General features: G+C 69.3%; 21 protein-coding genes, 1 tRNA gene and 1 pseudogene. 11 read left to right on the top strand and 12 right to left on the bottom strand.

All coding sequences use genetic code 11. The features are described from left to right. Window positions 1-27 precede the first annotated feature (27 nt). Window positions 28-987: a LysR family transcriptional regulator gene (locus tag AWQ70_RS10705; protein WP_067173681.1), complete on the bottom strand. Its 960-nt coding sequence runs from the start codon at window positions 985-987 to the stop codon at window positions 28-30. Window positions 988-1,128: 141 nt separating this feature from the next. Next, entirely contained in the window at window positions 1,129-4,407 is a 3,279-nt protein-coding gene (locus AWQ70_RS10700; protein ID WP_084516794.1) for a M28 family peptidase, read from the bottom strand. 304 nt (window positions 4,408-4,711) lie between these two features. On the opposite strand from AWQ70_RS10700, the gene AWQ70_RS10695 reads away from it, so the two are divergent. Next, entirely contained in the window at window positions 4,712-5,998 is a 1,287-nt protein-coding gene (locus tag AWQ70_RS10695) for an MFS transporter (protein ID WP_084516792.1), read from the top strand. A 529-nt stretch (window positions 5,999-6,527) separates the two neighbouring features. Then, window positions 6,528-8,081 carry a trypsin-like serine peptidase gene (locus AWQ70_RS10690; RefSeq protein ID WP_067173676.1) on the top strand — a complete coding sequence of 518 codons (1,554 nt, stop codon included), beginning with the start codon at window positions 6,528-6,530 and terminating at the stop codon, window positions 8,079-8,081. A gap of 239 nt (window positions 8,082-8,320) precedes the next feature. Here AWQ70_RS10690 and AWQ70_RS10685 read toward each other — a convergent pair whose 3' ends face one another. From AWQ70_RS10685 to AWQ70_RS10670, 4 genes are read right to left on the bottom strand one after another with little or no spacing between them, the layout of a single operon-like run. Next, on the bottom strand, window positions 8,321-10,087 hold the full coding sequence (locus AWQ70_RS10685; protein ID WP_067173674.1) for a glycoside hydrolase family 15 protein: 1,767 nt from the start codon (window positions 10,085-10,087) through the stop codon (window positions 8,321-8,323). Continuing rightward, window positions 10,071-11,183: an enolase C-terminal domain-like protein gene (locus AWQ70_RS10680; RefSeq protein ID WP_067173670.1), complete on the bottom strand. Its 1,113-nt coding sequence runs from the start codon at window positions 11,181-11,183 to the stop codon at window positions 10,071-10,073. Before AWQ70_RS10680 ends, AWQ70_RS10685 begins: the two co-directional genes overlap by 17 nt. Next, a complete protein-coding gene (locus tag AWQ70_RS10675) occupies window positions 11,180-14,101 on the bottom strand; it encodes an FAD-binding and (Fe-S)-binding domain-containing protein (RefSeq protein WP_067173667.1) in 2,922 nt (973 codons plus the stop codon). Before AWQ70_RS10675 ends, AWQ70_RS10680 begins: the two co-directional genes overlap by 4 nt. 3 nt (window positions 14,102-14,104) lie before the next feature. After that, a complete protein-coding gene (locus AWQ70_RS10670; RefSeq protein WP_067173664.1) occupies window positions 14,105-15,868 on the bottom strand; it encodes a thiamine pyrophosphate-dependent enzyme in 1,764 nt (587 codons plus the stop codon). 281 nt (window positions 15,869-16,149) lie between these two features. Here AWQ70_RS10670 and AWQ70_RS10665 point away from each other — a divergent pair, with 281 nt between their 5' ends. From AWQ70_RS10665 to AWQ70_RS10635, 8 genes are all read left to right on the top strand, one after another. Next, complete coding sequence (locus AWQ70_RS10665) at window positions 16,150-16,908, top strand: CPBP family intramembrane glutamic endopeptidase (RefSeq protein WP_067173661.1); 759 nt, start codon at window positions 16,150-16,152, stop codon at window positions 16,906-16,908. A gap of 4 nt (window positions 16,909-16,912) precedes the next feature. Continuing rightward, the gene (locus AWQ70_RS10660) at window positions 16,913-17,251 is read left to right on the top strand and encodes a PadR family transcriptional regulator (protein ID WP_067173657.1); all 339 of its coding nucleotides are present in this window, start codon (window positions 16,913-16,915) and stop codon (window positions 17,249-17,251) included. Then, window positions 17,248-17,982, top strand: coding sequence for a hypothetical protein (locus tag AWQ70_RS10655; protein ID WP_067173654.1), 735 nt, complete (start codon window positions 17,248-17,250; stop codon window positions 17,980-17,982). The genes AWQ70_RS10660 and AWQ70_RS10655 overlap by 4 nt, the downstream gene beginning before the upstream one ends. Window positions 17,983-18,096: 114 nt before the next feature. After that, the gene (locus AWQ70_RS10650) at window positions 18,097-18,336 is read left to right on the top strand and encodes a DUF397 domain-containing protein (protein WP_067173651.1); all 240 of its coding nucleotides are present in this window, start codon (window positions 18,097-18,099) and stop codon (window positions 18,334-18,336) included. A 92-nt stretch (window positions 18,337-18,428) separates the two neighbouring features. Then, a complete protein-coding gene (locus AWQ70_RS10645; protein ID WP_067173647.1) occupies window positions 18,429-18,812 on the top strand; it encodes an ATP-binding protein in 384 nt (127 codons plus the stop codon). 241 nt (window positions 18,813-19,053) lie between these two features. Further along, entirely contained in the window at window positions 19,054-19,218 is a 165-nt protein-coding gene (locus AWQ70_RS38735; RefSeq protein WP_157529994.1) for a DLW-39 family protein, read from the top strand. 39 nt (window positions 19,219-19,257) lie between these two features. Then, window positions 19,258-19,980: an HAD family hydrolase gene (locus AWQ70_RS10640; protein WP_067173644.1), complete on the top strand. Its 723-nt coding sequence runs from the start codon at window positions 19,258-19,260 to the stop codon at window positions 19,978-19,980. Window positions 19,981-19,996: 16 nt separating this feature from the next. Beyond that, a tRNA-Ala gene (locus AWQ70_RS10635) sits at window positions 19,997-20,072 on the top strand. 54 nt (window positions 20,073-20,126) lie between these two features. On the opposite strand, the gene AWQ70_RS10630 is transcribed toward AWQ70_RS10635, so the two are convergent. The 4 genes and pseudogenes from AWQ70_RS10630 to AWQ70_RS10620 all read right to left on the bottom strand — a co-directional run bounded on the left by AWQ70_RS10630 (window position 20,127) and on the right by AWQ70_RS10620 (window position 21,989). Beyond that, window positions 20,127-20,429 (bottom strand): tyrosine-type recombinase/integrase, encoded by a 303-nt coding sequence (locus AWQ70_RS10630; protein ID WP_281196890.1) that lies wholly within the window; start codon window positions 20,427-20,429, stop codon window positions 20,127-20,129. A 270-nt stretch (window positions 20,430-20,699) separates the two neighbouring features. Continuing rightward, window positions 20,700-21,221 (bottom strand): hypothetical protein, encoded by a 522-nt coding sequence (locus AWQ70_RS10625; RefSeq protein ID WP_067173638.1) that lies wholly within the window; start codon window positions 21,219-21,221, stop codon window positions 20,700-20,702. Window positions 21,222-21,305: 84 nt separating this feature from the next. Further along, window positions 21,306-21,776: pseudogene (locus tag AWQ70_RS42370) on the bottom strand (DUF6461 domain-containing protein); the annotation flags it as partial. 15 nt (window positions 21,777-21,791) lie between these two features. Next, window positions 21,792-21,989 (bottom strand): hypothetical protein, encoded by a 198-nt coding sequence (locus AWQ70_RS10620; RefSeq protein ID WP_067173634.1) that lies wholly within the window; start codon window positions 21,987-21,989, stop codon window positions 21,792-21,794. Window positions 21,990-22,132: 143 nt separating this feature from the next. On the opposite strand from AWQ70_RS10620, the gene AWQ70_RS10615 reads away from it, so the two are divergent. Continuing rightward, a complete protein-coding gene (locus AWQ70_RS10615; protein WP_067173631.1) occupies window positions 22,133-22,849 on the top strand; it encodes a DUF4386 domain-containing protein in 717 nt (238 codons plus the stop codon). Here AWQ70_RS10615 and AWQ70_RS10610 read toward each other — a convergent pair. Together AWQ70_RS10610 and AWQ70_RS10605 are read right to left on the bottom strand one after the other, a co-directional pair. After that, entirely contained in the window at window positions 22,834-23,664 is an 831-nt protein-coding gene (locus AWQ70_RS10610) for an integrase (RefSeq protein ID WP_174552379.1), read from the bottom strand. The genes AWQ70_RS10615 and AWQ70_RS10610 overlap by 16 nt on opposite strands. Window positions 23,665-23,681: 17 nt before the next feature. Next, window positions 23,682-24,041: a ribbon-helix-helix protein, CopG family gene (locus AWQ70_RS10605; RefSeq protein ID WP_157529993.1), complete on the bottom strand. Its 360-nt coding sequence runs from the start codon at window positions 24,039-24,041 to the stop codon at window positions 23,682-23,684. Window positions 24,042-24,379 lie beyond the last annotated feature (338 nt).

Raw genomic sequence — 24,379 nt, 5'->3', positions numbered from 1 at the left:
ATCTACCGATTTTCCCCTGTCTCGGTGTTATGGAATGGCGTGGAACTGCGGGTTCGCCCTGAACCATTCGGCGCATCGCGGGCTGCGTTGTATCGCGTCGGCGTGCGCGGCCATCGCGAGGTCGATCATCATGGGCGCGGCCCGGGCGGCGGGGGCGTCGGCGTGCCAGCCGATGCGCTGCCGCCAGTGCAGGGGCGCGCCGGCCAGGGGGACCATGACGATCCCGGGCACGAGCTGGAAGGTGGCCTGGCAGAGCACCACGGCGCGGCCGAGCTGGGCGAGGTAGATGCAGGTGGCCAGGTCGGTCTCGTACATGGTGGACGGGGTGAAGCCCACGCGGGCGCAGGCGGCGGCGAAGCAGTCGCCGAAGCAGCCGTCCCCGGGGGTGACCGCCCAGCTCTCGTCGGCGAGCTGGGCGAGCTCGATCTCGTCCGCGCCGGCGAGCGGATGGTCCTCGCCGAGCAGGACGAAGACCGGGACGGTGCCGACGGTGCTCCACAACACGGGGTCGCCTGAAGGGGGCGGACTCTCCCCGCAGGTGCCGACGAGCGCGAAGTCCAGGCGGCCGGTGGCCAGCATCCCGGTCAGCTCCCGCGCGGACCACGAGGTGTAGGTGTTCACCGGGGTCTCGGGGCAGCTCGTGGTCAGCCGGGCGACGAGGCCGCCGAGGATCGGTCCGTTGGTGGCGCCCATGCGGAAGCAGGTGATGCCGTCGTACGTGTTGGCGAACCGAACCGCCTCTTCCTGGAGCTCCCGCACCGCGGGCAGGACCACGCGGGCGCGGCTGAGGACCAGTTCGCCGAGGGGCGTGGGGCGGGCGCCGTAACGGTCGCGCTCGAAGAGAGCGCCGCCGAGCGTGCGCTCGATCCGCTTGAGCTGCGCGGTCAGTGCGGGCTGGGCGAGGCCGAGCAGCGTCGCGGCCTTGGTGATGCTTCCCGCCTCCGCTACCGCGGTCACGATTTTCAGGTGACGCAGCTCCAGATCCATAGCCGGAAAGTACGGCGCTTGTGTTGTCTGTGCAATCAAGCCACGTCACGAAATAACGATCTGTTTCGTTTGGAGCGTGACATTTCAGATTCGGAGAGTGAAGCGGTGGGCGGTCCCCCGTGACCGCCCACCGCTCAGTGATCAGATCTTCTGCCAGAGGGCCGGGACGATCGCCGGCTCCCAGCCGGGCAGCGACATGTGCGACTGGAGGCACCGGTAGCGCTCCCCGCCGTACGTCACCACGTCGCCCACGTTGTAGTTGGTGTACGGCGCCCAGGTGTCGCCCTGACCGCCACCGCCGACGGTCAGCGTGAACGTCGCCGAGTGGTCGGCCGCGGTGCCGTGGCCGTTCACGGTGATCGTGTAGGTGCTCGCCGTGGTGGTGGCCGAGGTGGCGACCGTCATGGTCGAGGTCTGCCCCGCCGTGACGGTGGACGGGCTGAACGTGACGGTGATCCCCGCCGGTGCGGTGGCCGACAGCGTGACGCTCTGCGCGTTGCCGCTGATGACCTGGGTGCCGGCGGTCGCCGTGACCGACTGGCCGGCCTGGACGGAGGCCGACGACGGGCTCAGCGAGAGCGCGAAGTCGTCGTTCGGGACCTGCGTGCCACTGGCCGCGAGCTTCCACAGCGCCGCGGCGATGGCGTCACTGTTGCGGTCGAGCGCGGTCGTGTTGACGTTGGCCGGGTACCGGTCGCACGACGAGTGGTAGCACGCGTCGTACGCCTGGCCGGCCGTGCCGCCCCACTTCTGCGCCTGGGCGGAGGTCTTCGCGCCCTCGGCCCCGCTGAACAGGCCGCCGACCCGCACGCCGGCGTTCTTGAACGGCGCGTGGTCGCTCCGTCCGTCCGCGCCGGTCTCCGGCTCGGTCGGGACGTTGATCGAGGCGAAGTAGTCGGTGAACACCTTCTCCAGGGCGGCGTCGTCGTGGTAGACGAAGTAGCCCGGGTTCGGCGAGCCCACCATGTCGAAGTTCAGGTACGACTCGACGCCGCTGGCGCCGCCGTTCTGCACGTAGTAGGTGGAGCCGCGCATGCCCTGCTCCTCGGCGCCCCACCAGGCGAACCGCACGTGCTTGGTGAGCGTCGGGTTGCGGGAGGCCAGGGTCAGCGCGACCTCGAGCAGCGCCGCGGAGCCGGAGCCGTTGTCATTGATGCCGGGACCGGCGCTGACGCTGTCGAGATGGCCGCCCAGCATCACCGTCGGGCCGGTGGGACCGGCCGGCCAGTCGGCGATCAGGTTCGCGTGGGTGCCGCCGCCGTAGGTGAAGTTCTGGATCCGCGTGGTGTACCCCGCCGCGTCCAGCTTGCCCTTGATGTAGTTCAGCGAGGCGGTGTAGCCGGCCGACCCGGAGGCGCGGGTGCCGCCGTTGGAGGTCGCGATCGACTGGAACTGGTTCAGGTGCGCGGTGACGTTGGCGACCGCGATGTCCGGCGCCCCGGTCGGGGGAGTGCCGACCACCAGCGAGTACGCCGCCTCCTTGGTGCCGCTCGCGGCGGTGCCGACGACCGTCACCGGGTAGGTGCCGTTCCCGATGTTCGACGACGCGTTGATCGTCAGCGTCGAGGTCTGCCCGGCGGTGATCGTCGAGGGCGAGAAGGAGGCGCTCACGCCGCTCGGCAGCGAGCGTGTGCTGAGCGTGATCGACTGCGCGCTGCCGCCGGTCACCGCGGTGTTCACGGTCGTGGTCACCGACTGACCCGGCCGCACCGATCCCGACGAGGGGTTGAGCGAGACCGAGAAGTCGTTGCCGGGCAGGTCCGTGCAGGTGGGCTCGCCCGACTGGGCGGGCACGCTCACCGCGGCCCACGCGGCCTTGGTCGCGTTGAACTCGACGCAGCTGTTCGGGAAGAGCGACTTGGCCGCGTTCAGCGTGGCCCGCCGCGCCTTGGCGTGCGTCCAGGGGGCCGTCTTGGTCTGCAGGCCGGACAGGAAGATCCTGCCCGCCTTCTGGATGCCGATGCCCGTCACCGTGGTGCTGTTGCAGGTCGGGCTGGACGGCTTGCCGCCGCCGGGGTTGCTGCCCTCGGCCAGCAGGTAGAACCAGTGGTTCTGCGGGCCGGCCGCCGCGTGCACCTCGGTGTTCGGGATCGCGGTGCTGTAGCAGTTCGGGTCATTGAGGGCGCCCGGGTTGTACATGTTGCGGATCGGGCCGTTGCCGGTGAGGTTGACCCCCTCGCCGACCAGGTAGTCCGGCGTGTCGTACGGCGCGGGCTCGTTGGCGTAGTGCTCGGTCAGCGCGCCGAAGATGTCGCCGGTCGACTCGTTCAGGCCGCCTTCCTCGTTGCCGCTGCTCTGCTGCGCGCTTCCGGAGTACTGGAAGACGGCGTGGCCGTACTCGTGGGCCACCACGTCGATCGGGGTCGCCTGCTTGCTGTTCGACGAGTTGTGGCCGAAGTTGGTGTAGCTGCCGTTCCAGTACGCGTTGACGTCGTTCAGGCCGACCCGCGCGGGGAAGGCGCCGCCGGAGCCGTTGAAACCGCTGCGCCCGAGCCAGTCGCGCAGCATGTCCCATTCCTTCTGCGCGGCGAACATCGCGTCGACGCAGGCGGTCTCCAGGTTGGTGCCCGACCCGTTGCCCCAGGTGTCGCTGGTCTTGGTGTACGCGGTGCCGTTCTGGCCGCCGCAGCGCAGTCCGGGACGCGTCGTGTCGGTCATCGAGTACGACGCGCCGGACCCGGAGGTGTTGAACGACACCGTGCCGTTGTAGTGGCTGTTGCCGGTGCCGCCCTTGACCTCGTCCCAGGCGTCGAAGACCGAGCCGTCCCTGGCGTCCACGTAGACGTGCAGCACGCTCGGAGCCTTCTTCTCCGTCGTGCCCGTGACGACGACCTCCCAGGCGAGGCGGGGTTTCTCGCCCACGGCGTGCACGAGGAGGGTGGGCTCGCCGACGCTCTCGACGGCGGCCAGCTTGGCCCTGGCCTTGGACGCGGCCTCGCCGGCGGTGACCGAGGTCCTCGGGTCGATCTTGAGATCGGCCCGCTGGCCCGTCGTGACCGACTCGACGACCTGGCCCGACTTGTCGGTGGCGACCACGACGTCGCCGCCGTACACGGGAAGGCCGCGGTGGGTCCTCCGGTAGGTCAGGTACTGGAGGCCCTGGGTGCCGGCGACGGTCCGTTCGAGCTCGAACGCGTCGTCGCCGGACGCGTGCAGCTCGTCCGCGTCGGTGAGGAGCGCGCTGCCCGCGCTGCTGATCGCCCGCTTGCGCTCGTCCGAGCCCGGCGGGCTGAAGGCCGGGGAGGGGTCGGCGGCGGACGCCGCCAGTGCCGAACCCGCGAGCGCGGATCCGACCGGACTCGATCCGGCCGGCACGGACGACGCCCGTGCGGCTGATGCGCCCGGTGCCGCGGCCAGCGAGGCGGCGGCCACCGCCGTCGCCAGCACGGCGACGACACCGGGCCTGATCTTGGGATTCACTCTCGTGACTCCTCTACAGGGGGGTGAGGGGAGCCCACGACGTGGGCTGCGTAAAGCTGACACCGAGAGCCGGGAGGGCGGGTACCCTCCAAAAATCCATAGCGCCGAGATATGGATCGCCCCGGCCGGCCGCGACCTCTTCCCCCGGCTCGCTCCGGGCCCGGCCGTCCCGCTCCCGCCGGACCGGCTCAGCGGAACACGCGGTCCCGAGCGTGGGATGGCCCGAGCTTTAAATGAAGCGACAGCTCAGGGGTGCGGACGGCACTATGGACCCCGGGTCGGGGGTCTTGAACGAGGAGCAGCAGTGCACAACGTCCGTCGCGATCTCGGCATGCTCCGGGATCGGCGCTTCGCCCTGCTGCTCGCCGCGCGTACGATCTCGGTGCTCGGCACCGGCTTCGCCCCCGTCGCCCTCGCCTTCGGCGTGCTCGCGCTGCCGGGAGCGACCCCCACCACGCTGTCGATGGTCCTCACCGCCGAGGCGCTGCCGATGGTGGCGTTCATGCTGGTCGGCGGCGTCATCGCGGACCGGTTCCCCCGGCACCGCGTGATGATGGCGGGTGAGGGGCTCAACGCGGCGGCGTACTTCTGCCTCGCCGCGATGATGCTCACCGGATGGACGCCGCTTCCCGGTCTGGTGACGGCGGCGGCCGTCAGCGGCGTCGCGACCGCGATCTTCTTTCCCGCGCTGACCGGGGTCGTGCCCGACGTCGTCCCCGCCGAGCGGCTGCAGACGGCGAACGCCCTGCTCGGGCTCGGCACCAACATCTCGCGGGTCGCCGGGCTCGTCCTGAGCGGAGCGGCGGTGGTCCTGCTCGGCGCCGGCTGGTCGCTCGTGGTCAGCGGCGCGATGTTCACGACGGCGGCCGTGCTGGTGAGCGCGCTGCGTCTCACCCCCGCGGAACGTTCCGCCGCGGAACGTCACTCGGTGCTCGCCGACCTGCGCGAGGGCTGGCGCGAGTTCATCTCGCGGCAGTGGCTGTGGGTGGTGGTCGCGCAGTTCTCCATCCTGGTGATGGCGATGCAGGCCGCCCACGGCGTGCTCGGGCCGCTGGTGGCCAAGCAGAGCCTGGGCGGGGCGCCGGCCTGGTCGGCGGTCCTCGCGGGCGAGGCCGTCGGCATGATCGCCGGCATCCTGGTGACCCTGCGGCTGCGGCCGCGCCGTCCCATCCTGGTCGCGACCCTGCTCACCCTGCCGACTGCTCTGCCGTACCTGCTGCTCGGGTCGGCGGCTCCGCTGTGGACAGTGGTGGCGGCGGCGGTCGTGATGGGCATCTGCTTCGACATCTTCGGCGTGTTGTGGAACACCACGATGCAGCGGGAGGTGCCGCCGGAGGCGCTGTCGCGGGTCAGCTCGTACGACGCGCTGGGCTCGCTGATGTTCGGCCCGATCGGCCTGCTGCTGGCCGGCCCGGTCGCCGTCGCGGTCGGTCCGCGCCCGGCGCTGCTCGGCTGCGCGGCGATCGTCGCCTCCGTCTCCCTGCTCGCGCTGCTCTCCCCCGGCGTACGCGGTCTGCGCGCGCCGATCGAGGAGGCCGCGCCGGACGCCGCCCCCGCGCCGGACGCCGCCCCCGCGGAGGCCGGCGCCTAGGCTCCGGCCGCCCGTCCCGGGCCCTCCGCCTCAGGCGCCGCCCGTTCTCCTCCTCGCCCGACATTCGAGTCCAAGGTGGAAGTGCCCGTACCGGTGTGAGAGGCGCCGCACCCCTTCGTTGGTTACCGAACCGGCATGAGTGATGTCGCACAGTGACCGGGTGGGTGTTGTGTGCGGCGCTCCCAGAGATCGTTCAGGGGGCGCTCGCCGCAGCGCGGCCGATTTAGACGGTTCCAAGGCGAAATCCGTGCCATCTTCTTTATGTGATTCACGTCACAGTTCGCGCCCTGACTGCCGAAGCGAGGGCCGGTCATGAGGTAGTGCCAAATATGGCATCTGACCTGGTCAAATGCCATTGTCTCGAACTGATCGTCTTTTGGATAACGAAATGGTCACTCGTCCGACCTGCGCAAACGATGACCTCAAACAGCCTTACGGGCAGTTGGTGTGGCTTGTAGGTTCTTGACCTGTCCTTAACTGACGGATGGGGCGCAGATGACGTCCCACGACAGCCCAAGGAGCTTTTCCCTTGAAGCGCACCCTCGCCATCGGCGGAACCCTCACCGGCCTCCTGGCCGCCGGACTGGTGGCCTCCCCGGCCCAGGCGGGCGGCTACAGCGTCAAGGAGACGCTGGCCGGGACCTCTCAGGCCGCACAGCAGGTCGCCTTCTTCTGGTCGGCGCAGATGCTGAAGCAGGCCACGCCGTACAACGTCGAGACCACCGTCTCGGCCAAGCACATCTCGACCGGCGGACCGTCCGCGAGCAGCAAGGCCGGTACGGTCCCCGCCATCGGGGACGAGAAGAAGTCGTCCTCGAAGTCCAAGAACGTCAACCTGCCCAAGACCACCGGCAAGGTGTTCTTCCTCGGCGCCGACAACAAGCCGCACTGGTGCACCGCCACCTCCGTGCAGTCGAAGTACCGCAACCTGGTCGCCACCGCCGGCCACTGCGTGTACGACACCGTGAGCAACAAGGCCACCCTCGACAAGTGGGTCTTCGTGCCCGGCTACTACCAGGGCAAGACCCCGTGGGGCATCTACGTCGGCAAGCAGGCGTTCACGCACTACGACTTCGACGTCTACGAGGACGGCGACCGCGACTACGCGTTCGTCACCGTCTACAACGGCATCAAGCTGGCCGGTGACAAGGAAGTCGACAAGAAGACCTACGACGCCTACACCGGCGACAAGCAGATCCTCTCCGAGGAGGTCAGCGCCGCCGAGTTCGCCGAGAAGTACACCGAGGGCGGACCGTACTGGAAGAAGGTGCTCGACCCCGAGAGCGTGGAGGTGGACCCGCCCGCCGACGGCCACGCCAAGCACGAGGAGTACTACACCAAGGGCATCGACGGCATCAAGCTGACCGCCGTCGAGGTGGACGCCAAGACCTACAAGGCGGCCCCGAACGGCACCAACGCCATGAAGAACGGCGAGAAGTGCCCGTCCTGGTGCGGCAACAGCAGCGACCAGTGGAACCGGATCTCCATGATCGAGTACCACAAGCTGCGCAGGGACAAGAACTTCCTGGGCGACCTCAAGATCGTGCGCGGCAAGCGCTACGTCGAGGCGTACAAGAAGCAGTACTTCCTCAAGCGCTGGATCAAGACCTCCAGCAAGGAGAAGTACTACAAGGACCACTACTACATCCGCAGCGTCTCCAACGCCGGCCGCCTGGGCGACAACGTCGGCGGCCAGGGCCTGGCCTACAACCAGAAGGTCGGCAAGAACGTCTTCGTCTTCGGCTACCCGAGCGGCTCCCACCCGGACGGCAACCACGCCTACACCGGCCAGACGCTCAAGTGGTCGTACGGCAAGACGTTCGCCGCCAAGGCCCCGGCCATCAAGGGCGAGGAGCTCGTCGGCGTGAAGTCGTCCTTCACCGGTGAGGGCTCGCTCGGCTCGGCGTGGCTGCTCAACTACAAGAACAACCGCCGCCTCGGCTACCTCAACGGCGTGACCATCGCCGTCGCGGACCGTGACGGCAACAAGCGGATCGACACCAGCATGTCCCCGTACTTCGACGGGGAGACGTACGGCGTCTACAAGCAGGCCGCCAACGTCTGGTCCGGTTCGATCGTCTAGGAAGTGTCCCCACGGATCCTCGCCACGGCGGAGATCCGTGGACACGACCTGGGCCCACAGCGGGAGATCCCCTCTCAGGGAGAACACGACCTGGGATGACTCCTAGGAAAAAAGGGATGCCATCGGGGTCCGGCGCTCGCCGCCGGGCCCCGGTTCGGCGCCGCCGGCACGCGCCTCGATCACGCGGGGCGCGTGTTCTGTTCCCGGTCGGCTAAGCGGAGGCTTCTGTTCCCGGCCGGTTACGCGGAGGCGCGGGCGAGGCCGAGCGCGGTGCCGACGAGCGGTATGTGCGAGAGCGCCTGCGGGAAGTTGCCGGTCATCCGCCCCTCGTCCGGCTCGTACTCCTCCGACAGCAGGCCCACGTCGTTGCGCAGGCCGAGCAGCCGCTCGAAGAGCGTCCCGGCCTCGCGGACCCTGCCCTGCAGCAGGTAGTTGTCCGCCAGCCAGAAGCTGCACGCGAGGAACGCCGACTCGCCCGGCGGCAGGCCGTCCACCTCCGAGTCGCTGTCGTAGCGCCGCAGCAGGCCCCTGTGGTCCAGGTCGGACTCGATGGCGGCCACGGTCCCGCGCATCCGCTCGTCGTCCGCGGGGAGGAAGCCGACGGGCGCCATCCGCAGCAGCGCCGCGTCCAGGTCCTTTCCGCCGTAGTACTGGGTGAAGGTCCGGCGTTCGGCGTCGTACCCTTTGGCGCAGACCTCGGTGAAGATGTCCTCGCGGAGCCGCCGCCAGCGGTCCACCGGGCCTTGCAGCCCGAGACGCTCGGTGGCCCGCACCGCCCGGTCCGCCGCCACCCACGCCATCACCTTGGAGAAGGTGAACTGGCGGGCGGGCCCGCGGATCTCCCAGATGCCCCGGTCCGGCCGCCGCCAGTTGGACTCCAGGAACTCCAGCAGGTCGCGCTGGACCTCCCAGGCACGGTCGTCCGGCGCGATGCCGTACCGCCTGGCCTGGTGCATCGCGTCCATGAGCTCGCCGTACATGTCCAGTTGGAGCTGTCCGGTGGCGGAGTTGCCGACGCGCACCGGCGTCGAGCCGGCGTAGCCGGGCAACCACGGCAGCTCGGTCTCGACGAGCCGCCGCTCCCCGGCCACGCCGTACAGGATCTGCACCTGCTCGGGCCGGCCGGCGACCGCGCGCAGCAGCCAGTCGCGCCAGGCCACCGCCTCCTCCTCGTACCCGGCTTCGAGCAGGGCCTTGAGCGTGAACGTGGCGTCCCTGATCCAGCAGTAGCGGTAGTCCCAGTTGCGCACGCCGCCGATCCGCTCGGGCAGCGACGTGGTCGGCGCGGCGACGACGCCGCCGCTCGGGGCGTACGTCAGCGCCTTCAACGTGATCAGGGAGCGGACGACCGCGTCGCGGTAGGGCCCGTCGTACGCGCACCGGCCGGCCCAGTCGCGCCACCAGCGGGTGGTCTCCTCCAGAGAGCGGCTGAGGTCCGCCGGCTCCCGCGGCTCGCGGTCGAGCGGCGTCCAGACGAGGTGGAAGTCGGCCGTGCTCCCCTCGGCCAGCTCGAACTCCCCGCTCACCCGGCCGTCGTCGAGGGACGGCTCGACGTCGCAGGTCAGCGTCAGCGTGTCGGGGCCGGCGAAGGCCTGCACCCGCCGGCCCTCGCGCCGCAGCCACGGCACGATGTGCCCGTAGTCGAAGGCCGGGACCAGCTCGCAGCGCATCCGCACCCGCCCGGAGATCCCCTCGACCCGGCGCACGACCTCGGCCCCGCCCTCGCGCAGCGGCATCCAGTCGGTCAGCCGCACCCGCCCGTCGCCGGTCGCGAACTCCGTCTCCAGCACCAGCGTGCCGTCCCGGTAGGCCCGTCGTACAGCGCCGCTTTCGTCGGCGGGGCCGATCAGCCAGCGGCCGTGCTCCGGACGGCCGAGCAGGGCGGCGAAGCACGCGCCGGAGTCGAACCGGGGAAGGCACAACCAGTCGACGGAGCCGTCCAGCCCCACCAGCGCGGCGGTGTGCCGGTCGCCGATCAGCGCGTAGTCCTCAATCGCCCGTGGCATCGGCGCCTCCCGTCCGGTACCTCGCCACGTCCGCCTCACGCAGGTCGAGACCGAGACCGGGCCGGGACGGGTCGGGCCGCAGCACACCCTCGACCGGCTCGCGGAAGCCGTCGAAGAACATCGACTCGATCCTGACGTGGTCGTGGAACCACTCCAGGTGCCGGACGTTCGGGGTCGCGAGCGCGACGTGCAGGTGGAGCTGCGGCGCGCAGTGCCCGGACACCTCCAGGCCGCGCGCGGCGGCCAGCGCGGCGGCCCGCCGCCACTCCAGCATCCCGCCGCAGCGGGTGACGTCGATCTGCAGGCAGTCCACGACCCGGGCGAGCCGCCGGAAGGTGTACGGGTCGCAGCCGTACTCCCCCGCCGCGACGTCGGCGCGCACCGCGTCGCGGACCCGGCGCAACCCGTGGAGATCGTCGGAGGAGACCGGCTCCTCGAACCAGCGGACGTCCCACTCCTCCATCACGCGGCCGAGCCGGATCGCCTGCTTGGGCGTGTACGCGCCGTTGGCGTCGACGTACAGCTCGGCGCCGGAGCCGATGGCGTCGCGGGCCTGCCGTACACGCTGGAGGTCGCGATCCTCCCGCGTGCCCCAGCTCTCGCCGATCTTGAGCTTCACGCGCGGGATGCCCCGGTCGTGGACCCAGCCGCCGAGCTGCTCGGCGAGGACCGCGTGCGGATAGGTGGTGAACCCGCCGCTTCCGTAGACGCGCACCCCGTCCGCCGCCTGGCCGAACAGCGCGCACAGCGGCACGCCGAGCAGCCGTGCCTTCAGGTCCCACAGCGCGGTCTCGACGGCCGAGACGGCGTACCCGCACACGCCGGCCCGGCCGTCGTTGCGCACCTTGCGGACCATCTCCTGGAACGCGGTGGGCACGTCGAACGCGTTCCGCCCGAACACGACCGGCGCCAGCGTGTCGCACGCGACGGCGGCGCAGGCGGCGGCGCCGTACGTCCAGCCGAGGCCCGTCTGCCCGCCTCCGGTGACCTGCACCACGACGACGGTCGTGCGGTCCCAGGCCAGCGTGCCGTCGGCCTCCGGCCGGTCCGTCGGCACGACGTACGTGGCGGCGCGCAGGCTCCGGATCGGCGTCATCGTGTTCCGGGGGTCCGATCCGCGGGCACCGGCACCGTACGGCGCGCCTGCCGGGGCAGCGCGCCGGCCAGGGCGGCCCGCCAGGCCGCGTCCAGGACCTCGGCGAGATGGACCGGATGCCGCCCGATCCCCGCCTCCTCGATCTGCGTACGGCAGCTGAACCCGTCGGCGAGGACGACCGCGTCGGCCGGTGCGGCACGCAGCGCGGGCAGCAGGGCGTCCTCGGCGCAGGCCATGGACACGGCGTGGTGGCCGTCCTCGAACCCGAAGTTCCCGGCGAGGCCGCAACATCCGGCGTCGAGCACGGTCAGCCGGGCGCCGCTCGCCTCCAGCAGCCGCCGGTCGGCGTCGAACCGCATCACCGCGTGCTGGTGGCAGTGCGGCTGCGCGATCACGTCGCGGTCCATCGGCGGCGGCTCCACGCCGTGCTCGTCCAGCAGCTCGGCGAGCGTGCGCGTCTGGTCGCGCAGCCGCCTGACGTCGAGGTCGTGCGGCATCAGCTCGGCCGCGTCGGCGCGGAACACGGCGGTGCAGGACGGTTCGAGGCCGACGATCGGGAGGCCCGCCCTGATCTCGTCGCGCAGCACCCCGAGCGTGCGCTCGATCACCTTGCGCGCGACGCCGAGCTGCCCGGTGGAGATCCAGGTCAGGCCGCAGCACGCCGCCGCGCGCGGCAGCCGTACGGTGAACCCCGCCCGCTCCAGGACCCGGACGGCGGCGGCGCCGACCTCCGGGTGGAAGTTGTCGGTGAAGGTGTCCGGCCACAGCAGCACCTCACCCCGGTGGCCGTCGCCGCGCGGCCCGCGGCGGCGGTAGGCCCGGCTGAACCTGGCGGCGGCGAAGGCCGGGAGGGTCCGTTCGGGCGCGATGCCGCCGACACGCTTGACCAGGGCGTCGAGCGGCGGCGTCCGGGTGAGGAGGTTGACCAGGCCGGGCGCGAACGCCGCCAACCGCGCCCACACCGGCAGCCAGCCCATGGAGTAGTGCGCGCGCGGGCGGAGCCGTCCGGCGTAGTGGTGGGCCATGAACTCGGCCTTGTAGGTCGCCATGTCCACGTTGACGGGGCAGTCGCTCTTGCAGCCCTTGCAGGCGAGGCACAGGTCGAGGGCGTCCATGACGGCCTCGGACCGCCAGCCGTCGTCGATGACGCCGCCGTTCACCATCTCGAACAGCAGCCGGGCGCGGCCCCGGGTGGAGTGCTTCTCCTCACGTGTGGCGCGGTAGCTCGGGCACATGACGCCGCCCTTCTCGTGGCGGCACTTGCCCACGCCCACGCAGCGCAGCGCGGCGCGCGCGAACGAGCCCCGGTCGTGCGGATAGGCGAAGTGCGTGTCGAGGTCGGGCGGCGCGTAGTCCGTGCCCAGGCGCAGGTTCTCGTCCATCCGGTACGGCTCCGCCCCCGAGAGGCGGATCAGCTTCCCCGGGCTCATCCGCTCGTTCGGGTCGAAGACGGACTTGAACTCGGCGAACGCCGGCATGAGCTCGGCGCCGAACATGCGTGGCCACAACTCGCCGCGGGCCTGCCCGTCGCCGTGCTCTCCCGAGAGGGACCCGTTGTAGGAGACGGCCAGGTCGGCCGCCCGCTCGATGAACTCCCGATATTTCCTGATCCCGTCTGCGGTGACCAGGTCGAACGGGATGCGGGTGTGTACACACGCCTGCCCGAAGTGCCCGTACAGCGAGGACGCCTCGGCGTAGCCGTACTCCTCCTGGAGCCGGTGCATGTCGCGCAGGTAGGCGCCGAGGTCGTCCGGGCCCACCGCGGAGTCCTCCCAGCCGGGCCAGGTGTCGGGTTCGAGCGGCACCCAGGCGGTCGCGCCGAGGCCGGCCTCGCGCACCTGCCACAGCTCGTCCTCGTGCTTGGGGTCGTCGAAGAAGCGCACCGCGTGGCCGAGCTCGTCGGCCAGCGCCCGCGCCCTGCTGTCCGCCTCGTCCTGGTCGTCCCCGCCGAATATGACGACCAGCCAGCCCGCGCCCTCGGGCAGCAGCCGCAGCGCCTCGGCGTTGAGGTGCTTGCGCTTCTCGAAGCCGATCAGCTTGTCGTCCAGCCCCTCCAGGGCGAGCGGCCGGTGCGGCAGGATCGACGGCACCGCGTCCGCCGCCTCGAAGATCGACGGGAAGCCGAAGACCACCATCGCCCGCGCCTTCGGCCGGTCCACCAGCCGCATCCGCGCCCGCAGGATCGTCACCAGCGTCGACTCCGACCCGACCAGCGCGTTCGCGAGGTCGAACCCGTTCTCCGGCAGGAGGGCGTCGAGGTTGTATCCCGAGACCCGGCGCGGGATGTCGGGGAAGCGGCGCCGGATCTCCTCGCCGTACCGCTCGGCGATCGAGCGCAGCCGCGCGGTGATCCGCGGCGGCACGCCGTCGCCTCCCCCGGGGCCCGCCCAGAAGCGGTCGCCGTCGTACGTCAGCACGTCGAGCCCGAGCACGTTGTCGGACATCTTGCCGTACGCCTGGGCGGTCGACCCGCAGGAGTTGTTGCCGAGCATCCCGCCGATCGTGCAGTGGTCGTGCGTGGCCGGGCGCGGGCCGATCATGAGGTCGTGCTCGGCGGTGCGCGCGTTGAGCGTGTCGAGCACGATGCCCGGCTCGACGGTCACGGTCTTCGCGTCCGGGTCGATCTCGACGACCCGGTCGCAGTACTTCGACCAGTCGATCACGACGGCCGCGTTGCAGCACTGGCCGCCGAGGCTGGTGCCGCCGCCGCGCGACAGCACGGGGACGTCGTGCTCACGGCACACCGCCACCGCGTCCACGGCGGCCTCCACCGTACGCGGGACGACGACGCCGACCGGCACCTGGCGGTAGTTGCTCGCGTCCGTGGCGTACAGCGCCCGGCTGCCGTCGTCGAACCTGACCTCGCCGTCCACACGGCGGCGCAGCTCGCGTTCGAGCAGAAGGTTGCGCGAAGCCATGATCTAGTCGCCCATCTGCTGGATCCGGTCCTTGAACAACGTGGTCGCGATCGCCGCCTTGTGCGGCTGGCCGCGCAGGAACGCCTCGGTGAACTTCTTGGCCTGCTGGTACGTCACCTTGCCCGGCATCGGCGGCTCGTTCGGGTCGACGTTCACGTCCACGAGCGCGGGCCCGTCGTGCGCCAGCGCCTCCCTGATCGCCGAGGCGACGTCGGCGGCGCGGGTGACCTTCGCCCCGAAGCCGTGGCAGGCGCGGGCCCACACCGAGAAGTCGGGCCACGGCTCGTTGAAGCGCACGCCGTGCTCCGGATAGCCGAGCACCATCTGCTCCCAGAGGATCTGGCCGAGCGAGTTGTTGTTGTTGATCACGACCGTGATCGGCAGGTTGTGCTGCGCGGCGGTGAGGAACTCGGCCATCAGCATGGCGAACCCGCCGTCGCCGACGAACGCGATCACCTGCCGCCCCGGGAATGCGTGCTGCATCGCCACCGCGTACGGCAGGCCGGGCGCCATCGTGGCGAGGTTGCCGGAGAGGTAGAAGCCCCGGTTCCCCCTGATCGTCCAGTGCCGGGCCGCCCAGGTGGCGATGGTGCCGCTGTCGCAGGTGAGGATCGCGTCGTCGGTCGCGAGGTCGTCGATGACCGACATGAGGTACTGCGGGGCGACCGGGTCGCGCTCGGGGCTCTCCAGCGCCTCCATGTCCGACCGCCAGGACCTCATCTTCTCCTGATATTTCTGGAGATGGGCGTGGTCGTGCTCGGTGAGCATCGGCAGCAGCGCGCGCAGGCCCTCCCTGGCGTCGCCGATGACCGGCACGTCGGTGGGGATCCGGACGCCCGCCCGCGACGGGTCCACCTCCAACTGCACCACCTTGACCTTCCCCGGCGGCGGCAGGTGCTTGGTGTAGGGGAAGTTCGTGCCGACCATGAACAGCACGTCCACGTCGTCGACCAGTTCCTCGCTCGGCCGCGTGCCGAGCAGCCCGATCCCGCCCGTCGTGTACGGCGAGTCGTCCGGGATCACCGCCTTGCCGGGGAGCGTCTTGATCACCGGCGCGCCGAGCCGTTCGGCCACGGCGAGGACCTCCTCGCGCGCGTGCAGCGCCCCCGCGCCGACCAGCATCGCGGGCCGTTCGGCGGAGTTCAGCACGGTCGCGGCCTGCTCCAGGTCGGCCTCGCGCGGCCGGGCCGGCGGCCGGAGATAGACGGGCGCGGTCTCCGGCGGCCGGGCCGGCGCCACGTGCTCCCAGGGGTCCGCGCCGGCGGGCGCGACCTGGATGTCGTTCGGCAGGGTCAGGTGGGCCACCCCGCGCCGCGCGTACGCCGTCCTGATCGCGATGTCCACCAGCGCGGGGAGCTGCACCGGGTTGTAGATCATCTCGTTGTAGACGGTGACGTCCTCGTACAGGCGCTCCAGGTGCACCTCCTGCTGGTAGCCGGTGCCGAGCACGGAGGTCTCCTGCATCCCGGTGATCGCCAGCACGGGCACGTGGTCGAGCTTCGCGTCGTACAGGCCGTTGAGCAGGTGGACGCCCCCGGGGCCCGACGTCGCCAGGCACACGCCGATCCGGCCGGTGGCCTTCGCGTGGGCGGTGGCCATGAAGGCCGCCGCCTCCTCGTGATGGACCAGGAGGAAACGCACCTTGTCCTGGTGGCGTCTCAGCCCCTCCATGATCCCGTTGATGCCGTCGCCGGGCAGCCCGAAGACCGTCTCCACGCCCCAGGCGGCCAGCCGTTCGATCAGAGATTCCGACGCTATTCGAGCCATGGGCCCGCACTTACCCTCGTCGGCCCAGGTCATGCCCGGGCGGACGTCTGCCGGTGCCCCGTAGGAGTTGCCCCGCCGCGCGGCGGAAACGACGGCGGAGCGTCGCGGCGCCGGCCGGGGATGGCGGCGCCGCCCTGTGGCGGAGCTGTGGTCCCGGAGCACGATCCGCTTCGCGGCTCTCCGTCCGCCTTCATCCGTACTCGCGATCTCATCTAGGTTGTAATCCTAACTAGGTTGTTCTACGGTTTAGATCGTCACGCTACGAATGAAAGGACACGGCGATGACGATCTCCCCCGAGTTCTCCACCCTCGCCGCCTGGCTCGCCGCCCCGCTGGTGGCGTACCTGCTGCTCCTCACCCCCTGGCTGGGCAGGCGCTCGTACGAGAGGCTGGTCCGCCACCGGGACGGCGACCCCCGGGCGCTCCTGCGGATGTTCCGCTCCTGGATCGCAGAGTCGTGGGGCCTGATGGCGGTCGCGCTCGTCCTCGCCGCGATGTCGCCGGGCGTCGGCCTCGCCGACCTGGGCCTCGTGGCGCCGCCCGGCGGCGGTTCCCACGTCACCGGAATGGTCGTCGGGGCGACGATCGGCCTGGCCGTCGTGACCGTGGTGCTCCGGCGCCGGGCGAAGTCGGGCCGCGACATCCCCGGCCAGGCCGCCTTCAGCGCGATGTTGCCGCGTACGACGGCCGAGCGCTGGGCCGCGGCCGCCATGGCGGTGACCGCGGGTGTCTGCGAGGAGGTGCTCTATCGCGGCTTCCTCATCGCGCTCGGCGTGGGCGTGTTCGGCCTCGACGTCAAGGTGGCCGCCGGAGCGGCTCTGGTCGTCTTCGTCGCCGGCCACTGGTACCAGGGCTGGAAGGGCATGATCATGGTGGCCCTGCTCGGGTGCGCCCTGACCGGGATGTACCTCTCCCAGGGCAGCCTGCTCATCCCGATCATCGCCCACGTCCTCATCGACCTGCGCGGTCTGCTCCTCGTGCCCGCCCCCACACGGGCCGGACGTGCCGACACAGGGGCGATCGAACCGGTGCGAGGATGAGCGCATGGCCACCGACCGACGCGCGAGCTGGCTCAAGGGCGTCCTCGACCTCCTGGTGCTCGCCAGCCTGACCGAGGGCGAGAACTACGGATACGAGATCGCCAAGACACTGGCGGGAGCCGGGCTGGGCCAGATCAGGGGCGGCACGCTCTACCCCGTGCTCAACCGGCTGGAGGAGGCGGGGCTGGTGGCGGCCGAGTTCCGGGCCACCGAGAGGGGGCCGGGCCGCCGCTACTACAGCCTCACCGAGGAGGGCCACCGGACCCTCGAGGAGCAGGGCCGGCTGTGGCTGGCGTTCGACGACTCCGTACGCGCCGTGCTGTCCAAGGGAAAGATCGAATGACGGGCAACTCTGATCACACGGGCTCCCTCGACTACTTCGAGGAACTGACGGAGCGGTTGCGCGCTGCGGGTGTGCCGGCGGACCGGGTGGCCGCCACGATCGACGACCTCGCCGCCCACCTCGACGAGACCGGTACGGAGCCCGAGGCCGAGTTCGGCCCCGCGGCCGACTTCGCCGCCGAGCTCACCGCGCGTACGGCCGGCGAGGACGAGGCCCCGCCGCGGGCGAGCGAGTGGCGGTGGACGGCCGACATCTTCCAGGACAGGCAGATGCTCGACCACTTCGGTCGGCAGGGCTGGGAGGTCCAGCGGGTCGACGGCCTCGGCCGGTTCGTCTGCCGCCGCGACGCCGAGCGGCCGCTCCAGTGGGAGTACCGCCGGGAGCGGGTGCCGATCGCCGGGCGGCGCGCCCTGAGCGACCGCCTCGCCCCCGACGGCTGGGAGCCGTGCGGCGCCTGGATGTACTACGAATATTTCAAGCGTCCGGCCTCCGCCAGCGCGGGACCGGCCGCGGAGGTCGCCTCGCCGCCGGAGGCGCCCGGGCGGCGGACCTTCTTCGGCCGCCGGTTCTACGTCTTCACCACCGTGTACCTCCTGGTGCTGGCCCTGGTCGGCGTCCTGGGGATCAGCCTGGGAGCCCGGGACGGCGCCTCCGGCTTCCTCGTCGGGGTCGCGTTCGGCGTGCTGCTCGTGGTGGCCTTCATCCTGGTCCGCGCCCGCACCTCGCGCTAGTTCGTACGCTGCCGGTTCGGCATGGCTCGCGCATTTGCCGCTGCATGTACCGATGCACGTGCAAATGTAGAGGGACGTATTCTTGCCCATGATCAACAAGAGAGTGAGGCATGGATGAGCGAGTTCCGCAACGGAATGCCGAGCGCCGAACTGGGCGACCTTCCCTGGCGTAAGAGCCGGCACAGCAACCCGAACGGCAACTGCGTCGAGCTCGCGCCGCTGCCCGGAGGCGGCGTGGCGATGCGCAACTCGCGGCACCCGGAGGGGCCCGCGCTCGTGTACCCGGCCGCTGACCTGCGCCTCTTCGCGTACGCCGTCAAGGCGGGCGAGTTCGACGACCTGCTCGGCGACTGACCTTTTTCTACCGATTTTTCGGCAAGACGTGTCAGCCAAGCATGAGCGGTAAGTAGAAGCGAAAGCGGTAGGCGGCATGAGGCGGTGATGAGGTGTCGGGCACCCTGTTGAGCCTGGAGTTCGATCGCGGCGCGATCACCATGGTCCGGCACATGGTCACCGAGTCGGCGCGCACCGCCGGACTGGTCGGCACGGCGCTGGAGGACTTCGTCCTCGCCGTCCACGAGGCGGTCACCAACGCGGTCCGGTACGGCATCGCACCCCGGGGCATCGCGATGTGGAGGGAGCCGGGCGTCCTGCGTTGCGAGGTCACCGACAGCGGGCCTGGCATCCCCGATCGGACGCTGCACCGCAAGCGCCTGGCCCGGTTCGATTTCGGCGGCCGGGGAATCTGGTTGATGCATCGGCTCGCGGACGTCAGCATCCGCACCGGACCCGAGGGCACGGCCGTGCTCCTCTCCGCAGCCATCCCCTGAGAAGGTTTTTTGCTCAGGGCGGAGTCAACGTCGGCCGTCCGAAAATCCGACGGTCCCGCTCGCGCTCCAGGGATTAGCGCATCTGTGACCTGGGCAATCTCACCAGTACACCGTGCGTCGCCAGGCGTACGGCCTGCCATACGGGCCGATTGACCCTTGAATTAAGGTCCAACCGGTTCCCCTGTGAGCAGGGCTGAACGCCGATCACTTGCTAGGCTGCAAGGAACCGTAGAACCGGGCGTTGTCTCACCCGGCAGGTGAGACCGTCAAGAAGTGGGGTCACACCGTGAAGAAGCTGCTCGTTCTCGCGCTGGTCGCTCTTGGGGGACTGCTCGTCTGGCGCAAGGTGCAGGCGGACCGCGCCGAGCTGGACCTGTGGACTGAGGCCACCGGCAGCGAGAACTGACAACCGGGGGTGGACCTTGATCGTGGGGAAGGAGCGGGCATGACGCCCGTACGGCTGGTCTGCCTGGACCTGGCCGGCACCACGATCGGCGACATCGCCATGGTGGAGCGGGCGTTCGCCGAGGCGATCGCCACCCAGGGCATCGTCCCCGGGACCGGCGCGTACGCGCGCGCCATGGTGCAGGTGCACAGGTCCCGGGGATGCCCGACGATCGAGGTCTTCCGCGGTATCTTCCCGGGCAACGAACCCCAGGCGCAGGCCGCCAACCTGACGTTCGAGCGCTCCTATGAGGGCGCCATCGAGAGGACGGGCCTGTTCCCCCTGCCCGAGGCCGTCGAAGCCCTGGAAAAGCTCCACGAGGCCGAGATCAAGGTCGCTCTGCTCACGGGGTTCAGCCGCTCCACTCTCGGACGTGTCCTCGGCACTCTCGGATGGGCGGGCGAGCTCGACTTCGCCCTCTGCCCGGAGGACTGCGCCGGACGGGGACGCCCCTTCCCGGACCTCATCCTCACCGCCGTCCTGCGTGCCGGCGTCGAAGACGTACGCGAGGTCGCCGTCCTCGGCGACTCGGAGAACGACATGCTCGCCGGCCGACGCGCCGGCGCCTCGATCGTCGCCGGGATGCTGTCCGGCGGCCACAGCCGGGAACGCCTCCTCGACGGCGGCGCCACCCACATCATCGAGTCGATCGCGGAGTTCCCCGCGTTGCTCAACACCACCGCCGGGGTCGGCTCGCACCAGGTTGCCACTTCCGCCCGGTAAGCTTTCCCTAGCACCAGGGGCCTTAGCTCAGTTGGCAGAGCGCCTGCTTTGCAAGCAGGATGTCAGGAGTTCGAATCTCCTAGGCTCCACCAGCCAAAACGCCGCCTTCCTGATCAAGGGAAGCGGCGTTCGTGCCAAACGTGCCATTAGCTTGCGGGTACCGCACCGGCCGTGCCTTCGTCTCCCCCGTCTCTGCGCACTTCCATGACCCGCGTGTCGAGGGCGTCGGCGATCTTCCGGTCAGCGTCGCGCGTCGCGTGCTCGTAGATGAGCGCCGCCCGGTCGCTGTCGTGCCCCATCCGCGCCTTGAGGTCGGCGAGACTCGCCCCTGACTGGGCGGCGAGCGTGTCGCCGGTGTGCCGAAGGTCGTGGAAGTGCAGGTCGGAGACGCCCATCTCCTTGAGCGCGTTCGCCCACTTGGCCTCACGCCGGAAATTGCCGCCGCGCAGGAACGCCCCTCGGGGGTGGGGGCGATCGCCGGGCAGGGGCTTCGTGCTTCAGTCCCGGCCCACCGGGCGACCAGGCTCGTCACCGTGACAAGGCAACAGGTCACCACCTTGATCACGTGCCAGATCAGTGCCAGAACAGACGGGGAACCGCGGTCACTCACGGGGAATCACGGGAACTCGACCCACCCTGACCTGCACCCCCGTTTTCCCAGCTCAGCCCGTCAAGGTCAGTAGATCATTTCCAAGCTGACGCTGTGGGTTCGATTCAAGTCAGGCTTCAGGACGTAAGGTTTCATCCGTAGTTTTCAGAACGGCCGGATCACGCTGTGGCGCAGGCCATATCTGAAGGTAGTGGTCATCTACCGCGCAGCGCTCTTCATCCATGCCTCGGACGTGATAACGCAATCGGTACGTACCGGGACCAGAAAGCAGCGGCGAAAGGTTGTGCGCCTTTTCGTCGTCCCAATCCATGAGCCATCCCACCAGGAAGACCTCGCCCGACGGGGACTCGAAACTGATCTCCACGATGTCCTCATAGCCGTCAAGGTCAGCACCCGGATCCCGGTCGGCGACAGTCACTGTGAAGGGAATCATTCCCCACTGTGTGGCGATGTACAGGTTGGCGACGCCTCTCCCTTTCACTTCGATGAGCCCGACGGAGTGAGTCGGTGAGTCATCTGGCCTGTCGGTGGCCTCGTAGTCCCCCCGATCCAGCAGATAGACCTGACCGCAGTCCTCCACCTCCACGTCCATCCGCTTCGTGTACACGACAGAAGACTCGTCTCTGCTCATGGGTGGGAAGCATATAGTCCGTCACTGACGATTTCAGCTGGCCGGAGTGTAGTGAGATTTATCAAGGCCAGGAGCCACTCTGAGCTAGATTCCACCCGGTTGCATTTCCAGTTGCAGTCGAGGCGGTTCAGAATGGTCCGCCCATGCCCTCTGGACTGCATTGAACTGCCCGGAACAGCGTAGGGTCGATCTTTTGATCCGCAGGTTTGAGTTGGGGCCCTGATGTAGCGCGGGGATTCTGGGGTACCGGAGGCAGGATCTCGTCTGGCACCCGCCCTCAACGCTGGCCGCCGGACGTCGGGGACAGGTCAACCGACGACGCCGCTCATGAGTCGCCCTCTGATCCGGGGGTAGCACCACGCCGGTCAACCGGGCTGCGAGGAGAAGCGCTCCGGACACCGACGACGGCGCCTCAGCGCCAGTTCCGGGTACACCATCCGGATCAAGGCCCGCCTCCCTCATCAGGTCGTTGAGCCGATCAGGATCGCTTCCGTGCCGCCGTTCTGGAACCTTGGGGTCGAAGTACGTGACCAACTCCCCGTCCACCGCGTGAACGAAGTCGTCGGATGCTTAGTCATGCCTCAGCACCGCCACGGCCACGGTCTCGGCCGAAAGTGCCTGTGCCTTGTCGGCTTCCGTGCACGTCCACCCGCTCTCCTCGATGAGCACGGTCCAGTCGCCCACTCGCCCCGCGAGCACGGTTTCCCGGTACATGTCCGCGGACACGGCTGCGGGCAGGCTGTCGCCGCGACCAGGATCGAGGTCCATTTCTCTCCTGATCCATCGGGGTCGGCGGCGTGATGCGCAGGAACGCTTGCGGCCTTACGGATGTAAGGATAGCGTCTGCAGCAGCCTTACGGGTGTAAGAGGCGGAGCGGCCGGCCGCGGCGACATACACGGGGAGAAGTGTCATGAATACAGCCAGGCGAGCAACTGCAATTGCCGGCGCACTAGTCATCGTGGGCATGGTCGCCGGAGTGTTCAGTGTTGTTCCCGCCATAGAGGAGCCGCACTACCTCGATCTCATTTCTGCGCATGAGAGCCAGATCATCATCGGCGCAGCTTCTCAGTTCATCATGATCCCCGCCTATGTCGGGTTTGCGCTGTACCTGTACCCGACATTGAGAATGGCGAATGAAGCGCTCAGTCTGGGCTTCCTTGGATTCAGGATGATCGCAGCGACGTTCCATCTCGTAGGCGTGATTCTCTTACCATTGTTCCTGGTGCTGGGTCAGGAATTCACCCAAGCCGGCGCTGTGGGCGCATCTCACCTCGGATCCTTGGGCGAGTTGTTGCGGACGGGGCGCGACCTGGTCAATCATGCCGGCGTGATCATCTCGCTGAGCCTCGGAGATCTCCTGCTGTTCGCCATTCTGTATCGGTGGAGATTTGTCCCTTGCTGGCTGTCTGTATGGGGAATCCTTGGGGCTGGACTAGCCATGTTGGCGAGCTTCTTGGTGCTGTTTCGTGTGACTGACGTCGTCACGCCGCTCTACCTGTCCATGAACGCACCACTAGCCCTACAAACCTTGGTCCTGGCCGTGTGGCTGATCACAAGAGGCTTCGATACGAAGGCCTTGACGATAACCGCGCCGGATAACCGTGCGGATAGCTACGGCATGCTGTAGGCCGCAGTGGCGTCGTCCAAAGACTTCCCACGGGGCCAGCGCTTGCCGTGTATGTCTGAGTGTTCCGCCTGGCGGACTTGGCGGATGAGCTCTCCGGGGCCGAGCTGCGTGAGGATGTCGAGGGCTTGCCGCCAGGTGGCGAGCTGGAATCGGTCGACGAGGCGGGATGCTCCGTCACTGAGGAGTGCCGCCGCGCGAATCTGGTCAGCGGGCAGTGTTCTTGTGAGTGCATGTTCGGCGGCGAGGGGGTCGGATGCGGCGACCCAGAATCCGCCGTCGCGGTTGCGGTGCGCCCGCATGGCCTCGACGTACGCACGCAGAGCAGCGGTGTGATCGGGGGGGCCGGAGTCCAGCGCATCCATAGCCGTCCGGTAGCGCGTGCCGACCTGTGCTTCCCGGTCATCGGTGATGACCATCGGCTCATCCATGCCGATCACGTCGAGCACGAGGACGGAGTCGGCCAGGACGAGATAGTCCAGATCGTCACCGGTACGGCGGAGCATGGCGACGATTGCCGAGGGCGAGCCGGGATGGCTCACGTCGCAGGTGAAGTCATGCAGCGACGTTGTGGCTTTGATGCCTTCCGCCAGGATCTCGGTCAAGGTGCCGGCGCTTTGGGTCAGGGCCGCGATCAGTGTTGAGCCGAGCGTCCGCGCGTACCAGGCCACGCCGTGGGAGCCCTCGACCTGCGAATCTTCCTCTCCGACGCGCAGGCCGGCCTGACCGACCCGCTGGCCTTCCGATCTTGTGAAGCGGCGAAGTACGGAACCGACGCAGGGGCAATCGGCCTCCGGCGGATTGCGTTCGGCTATCAACAGGCCGGTTCTGAATGTCAGCCTGCCTTGAGGAACTGCTCGAATGCTTCTCGGGCCAGTGCGGACACCGTCTTACCCTCTTGCTCGGCTCGAGCCTTCGCGCGTTCGCGTAGTTCTTCGGGTACCCGGAAGGAGACCCTTGGTGAGTGCGTCCCTTCGCGTGTCAGCGAGGGGCGCCCGCCGCGGCTGGTCGGGGCGGCTACACGTCCCTCGTCGATCGCACGGTGAACATCGGCGACCGCATCATCCACATACTTGTCGGTGATCCGATTGCCCTTGCTCTCGTAGATCTCTTCGAAGTCACTGTCGATCTCGGAGTCGTGATCCAGGACCAACTCGATGTCGTCAGGTGGCCACGCTTCTCGGTGCTCGGTCATGGCTTCCTCCTCCTTTATGTCCGACACAACCGTGAGGGGTAGGGCGTTCCGTGGACACGCGCACGTGGTGGGCGTGCGTGTCCCGGTGGTAACTCGGGATCCACGTGGCTGAACTGATCGTCGGGCATTAGGGGCGGTCAACAGGGGCCAGTCACGGTCACCCACGGACCGCCCCTCGCCCAGATCGCGGCCGTTCTCCCTTTCCGTGCCCGCTCCGTACCCGATCTGCTTTTGAGTTGTCCTCGTTGCGAGGGAGTTGAGCCGGTCGGCCACCTCGCGTTGCCGTTCGTGTGAACCGTGCTGATCAAGGACGGCGCTGCGCGCCGTCTCACGGCCCT

This window comes from Microtetraspora niveoalba, from assembly GCF_001570405.1.
GTDB classification, from domain to species: domain Bacteria; phylum Actinomycetota; class Actinomycetes; order Streptosporangiales; family Streptosporangiaceae; genus Microtetraspora; species Microtetraspora niveoalba.
Note: the sequence above shows the minus strand (reverse complement) of the source record. Positions and strands in the feature narration are given on the sequence as shown.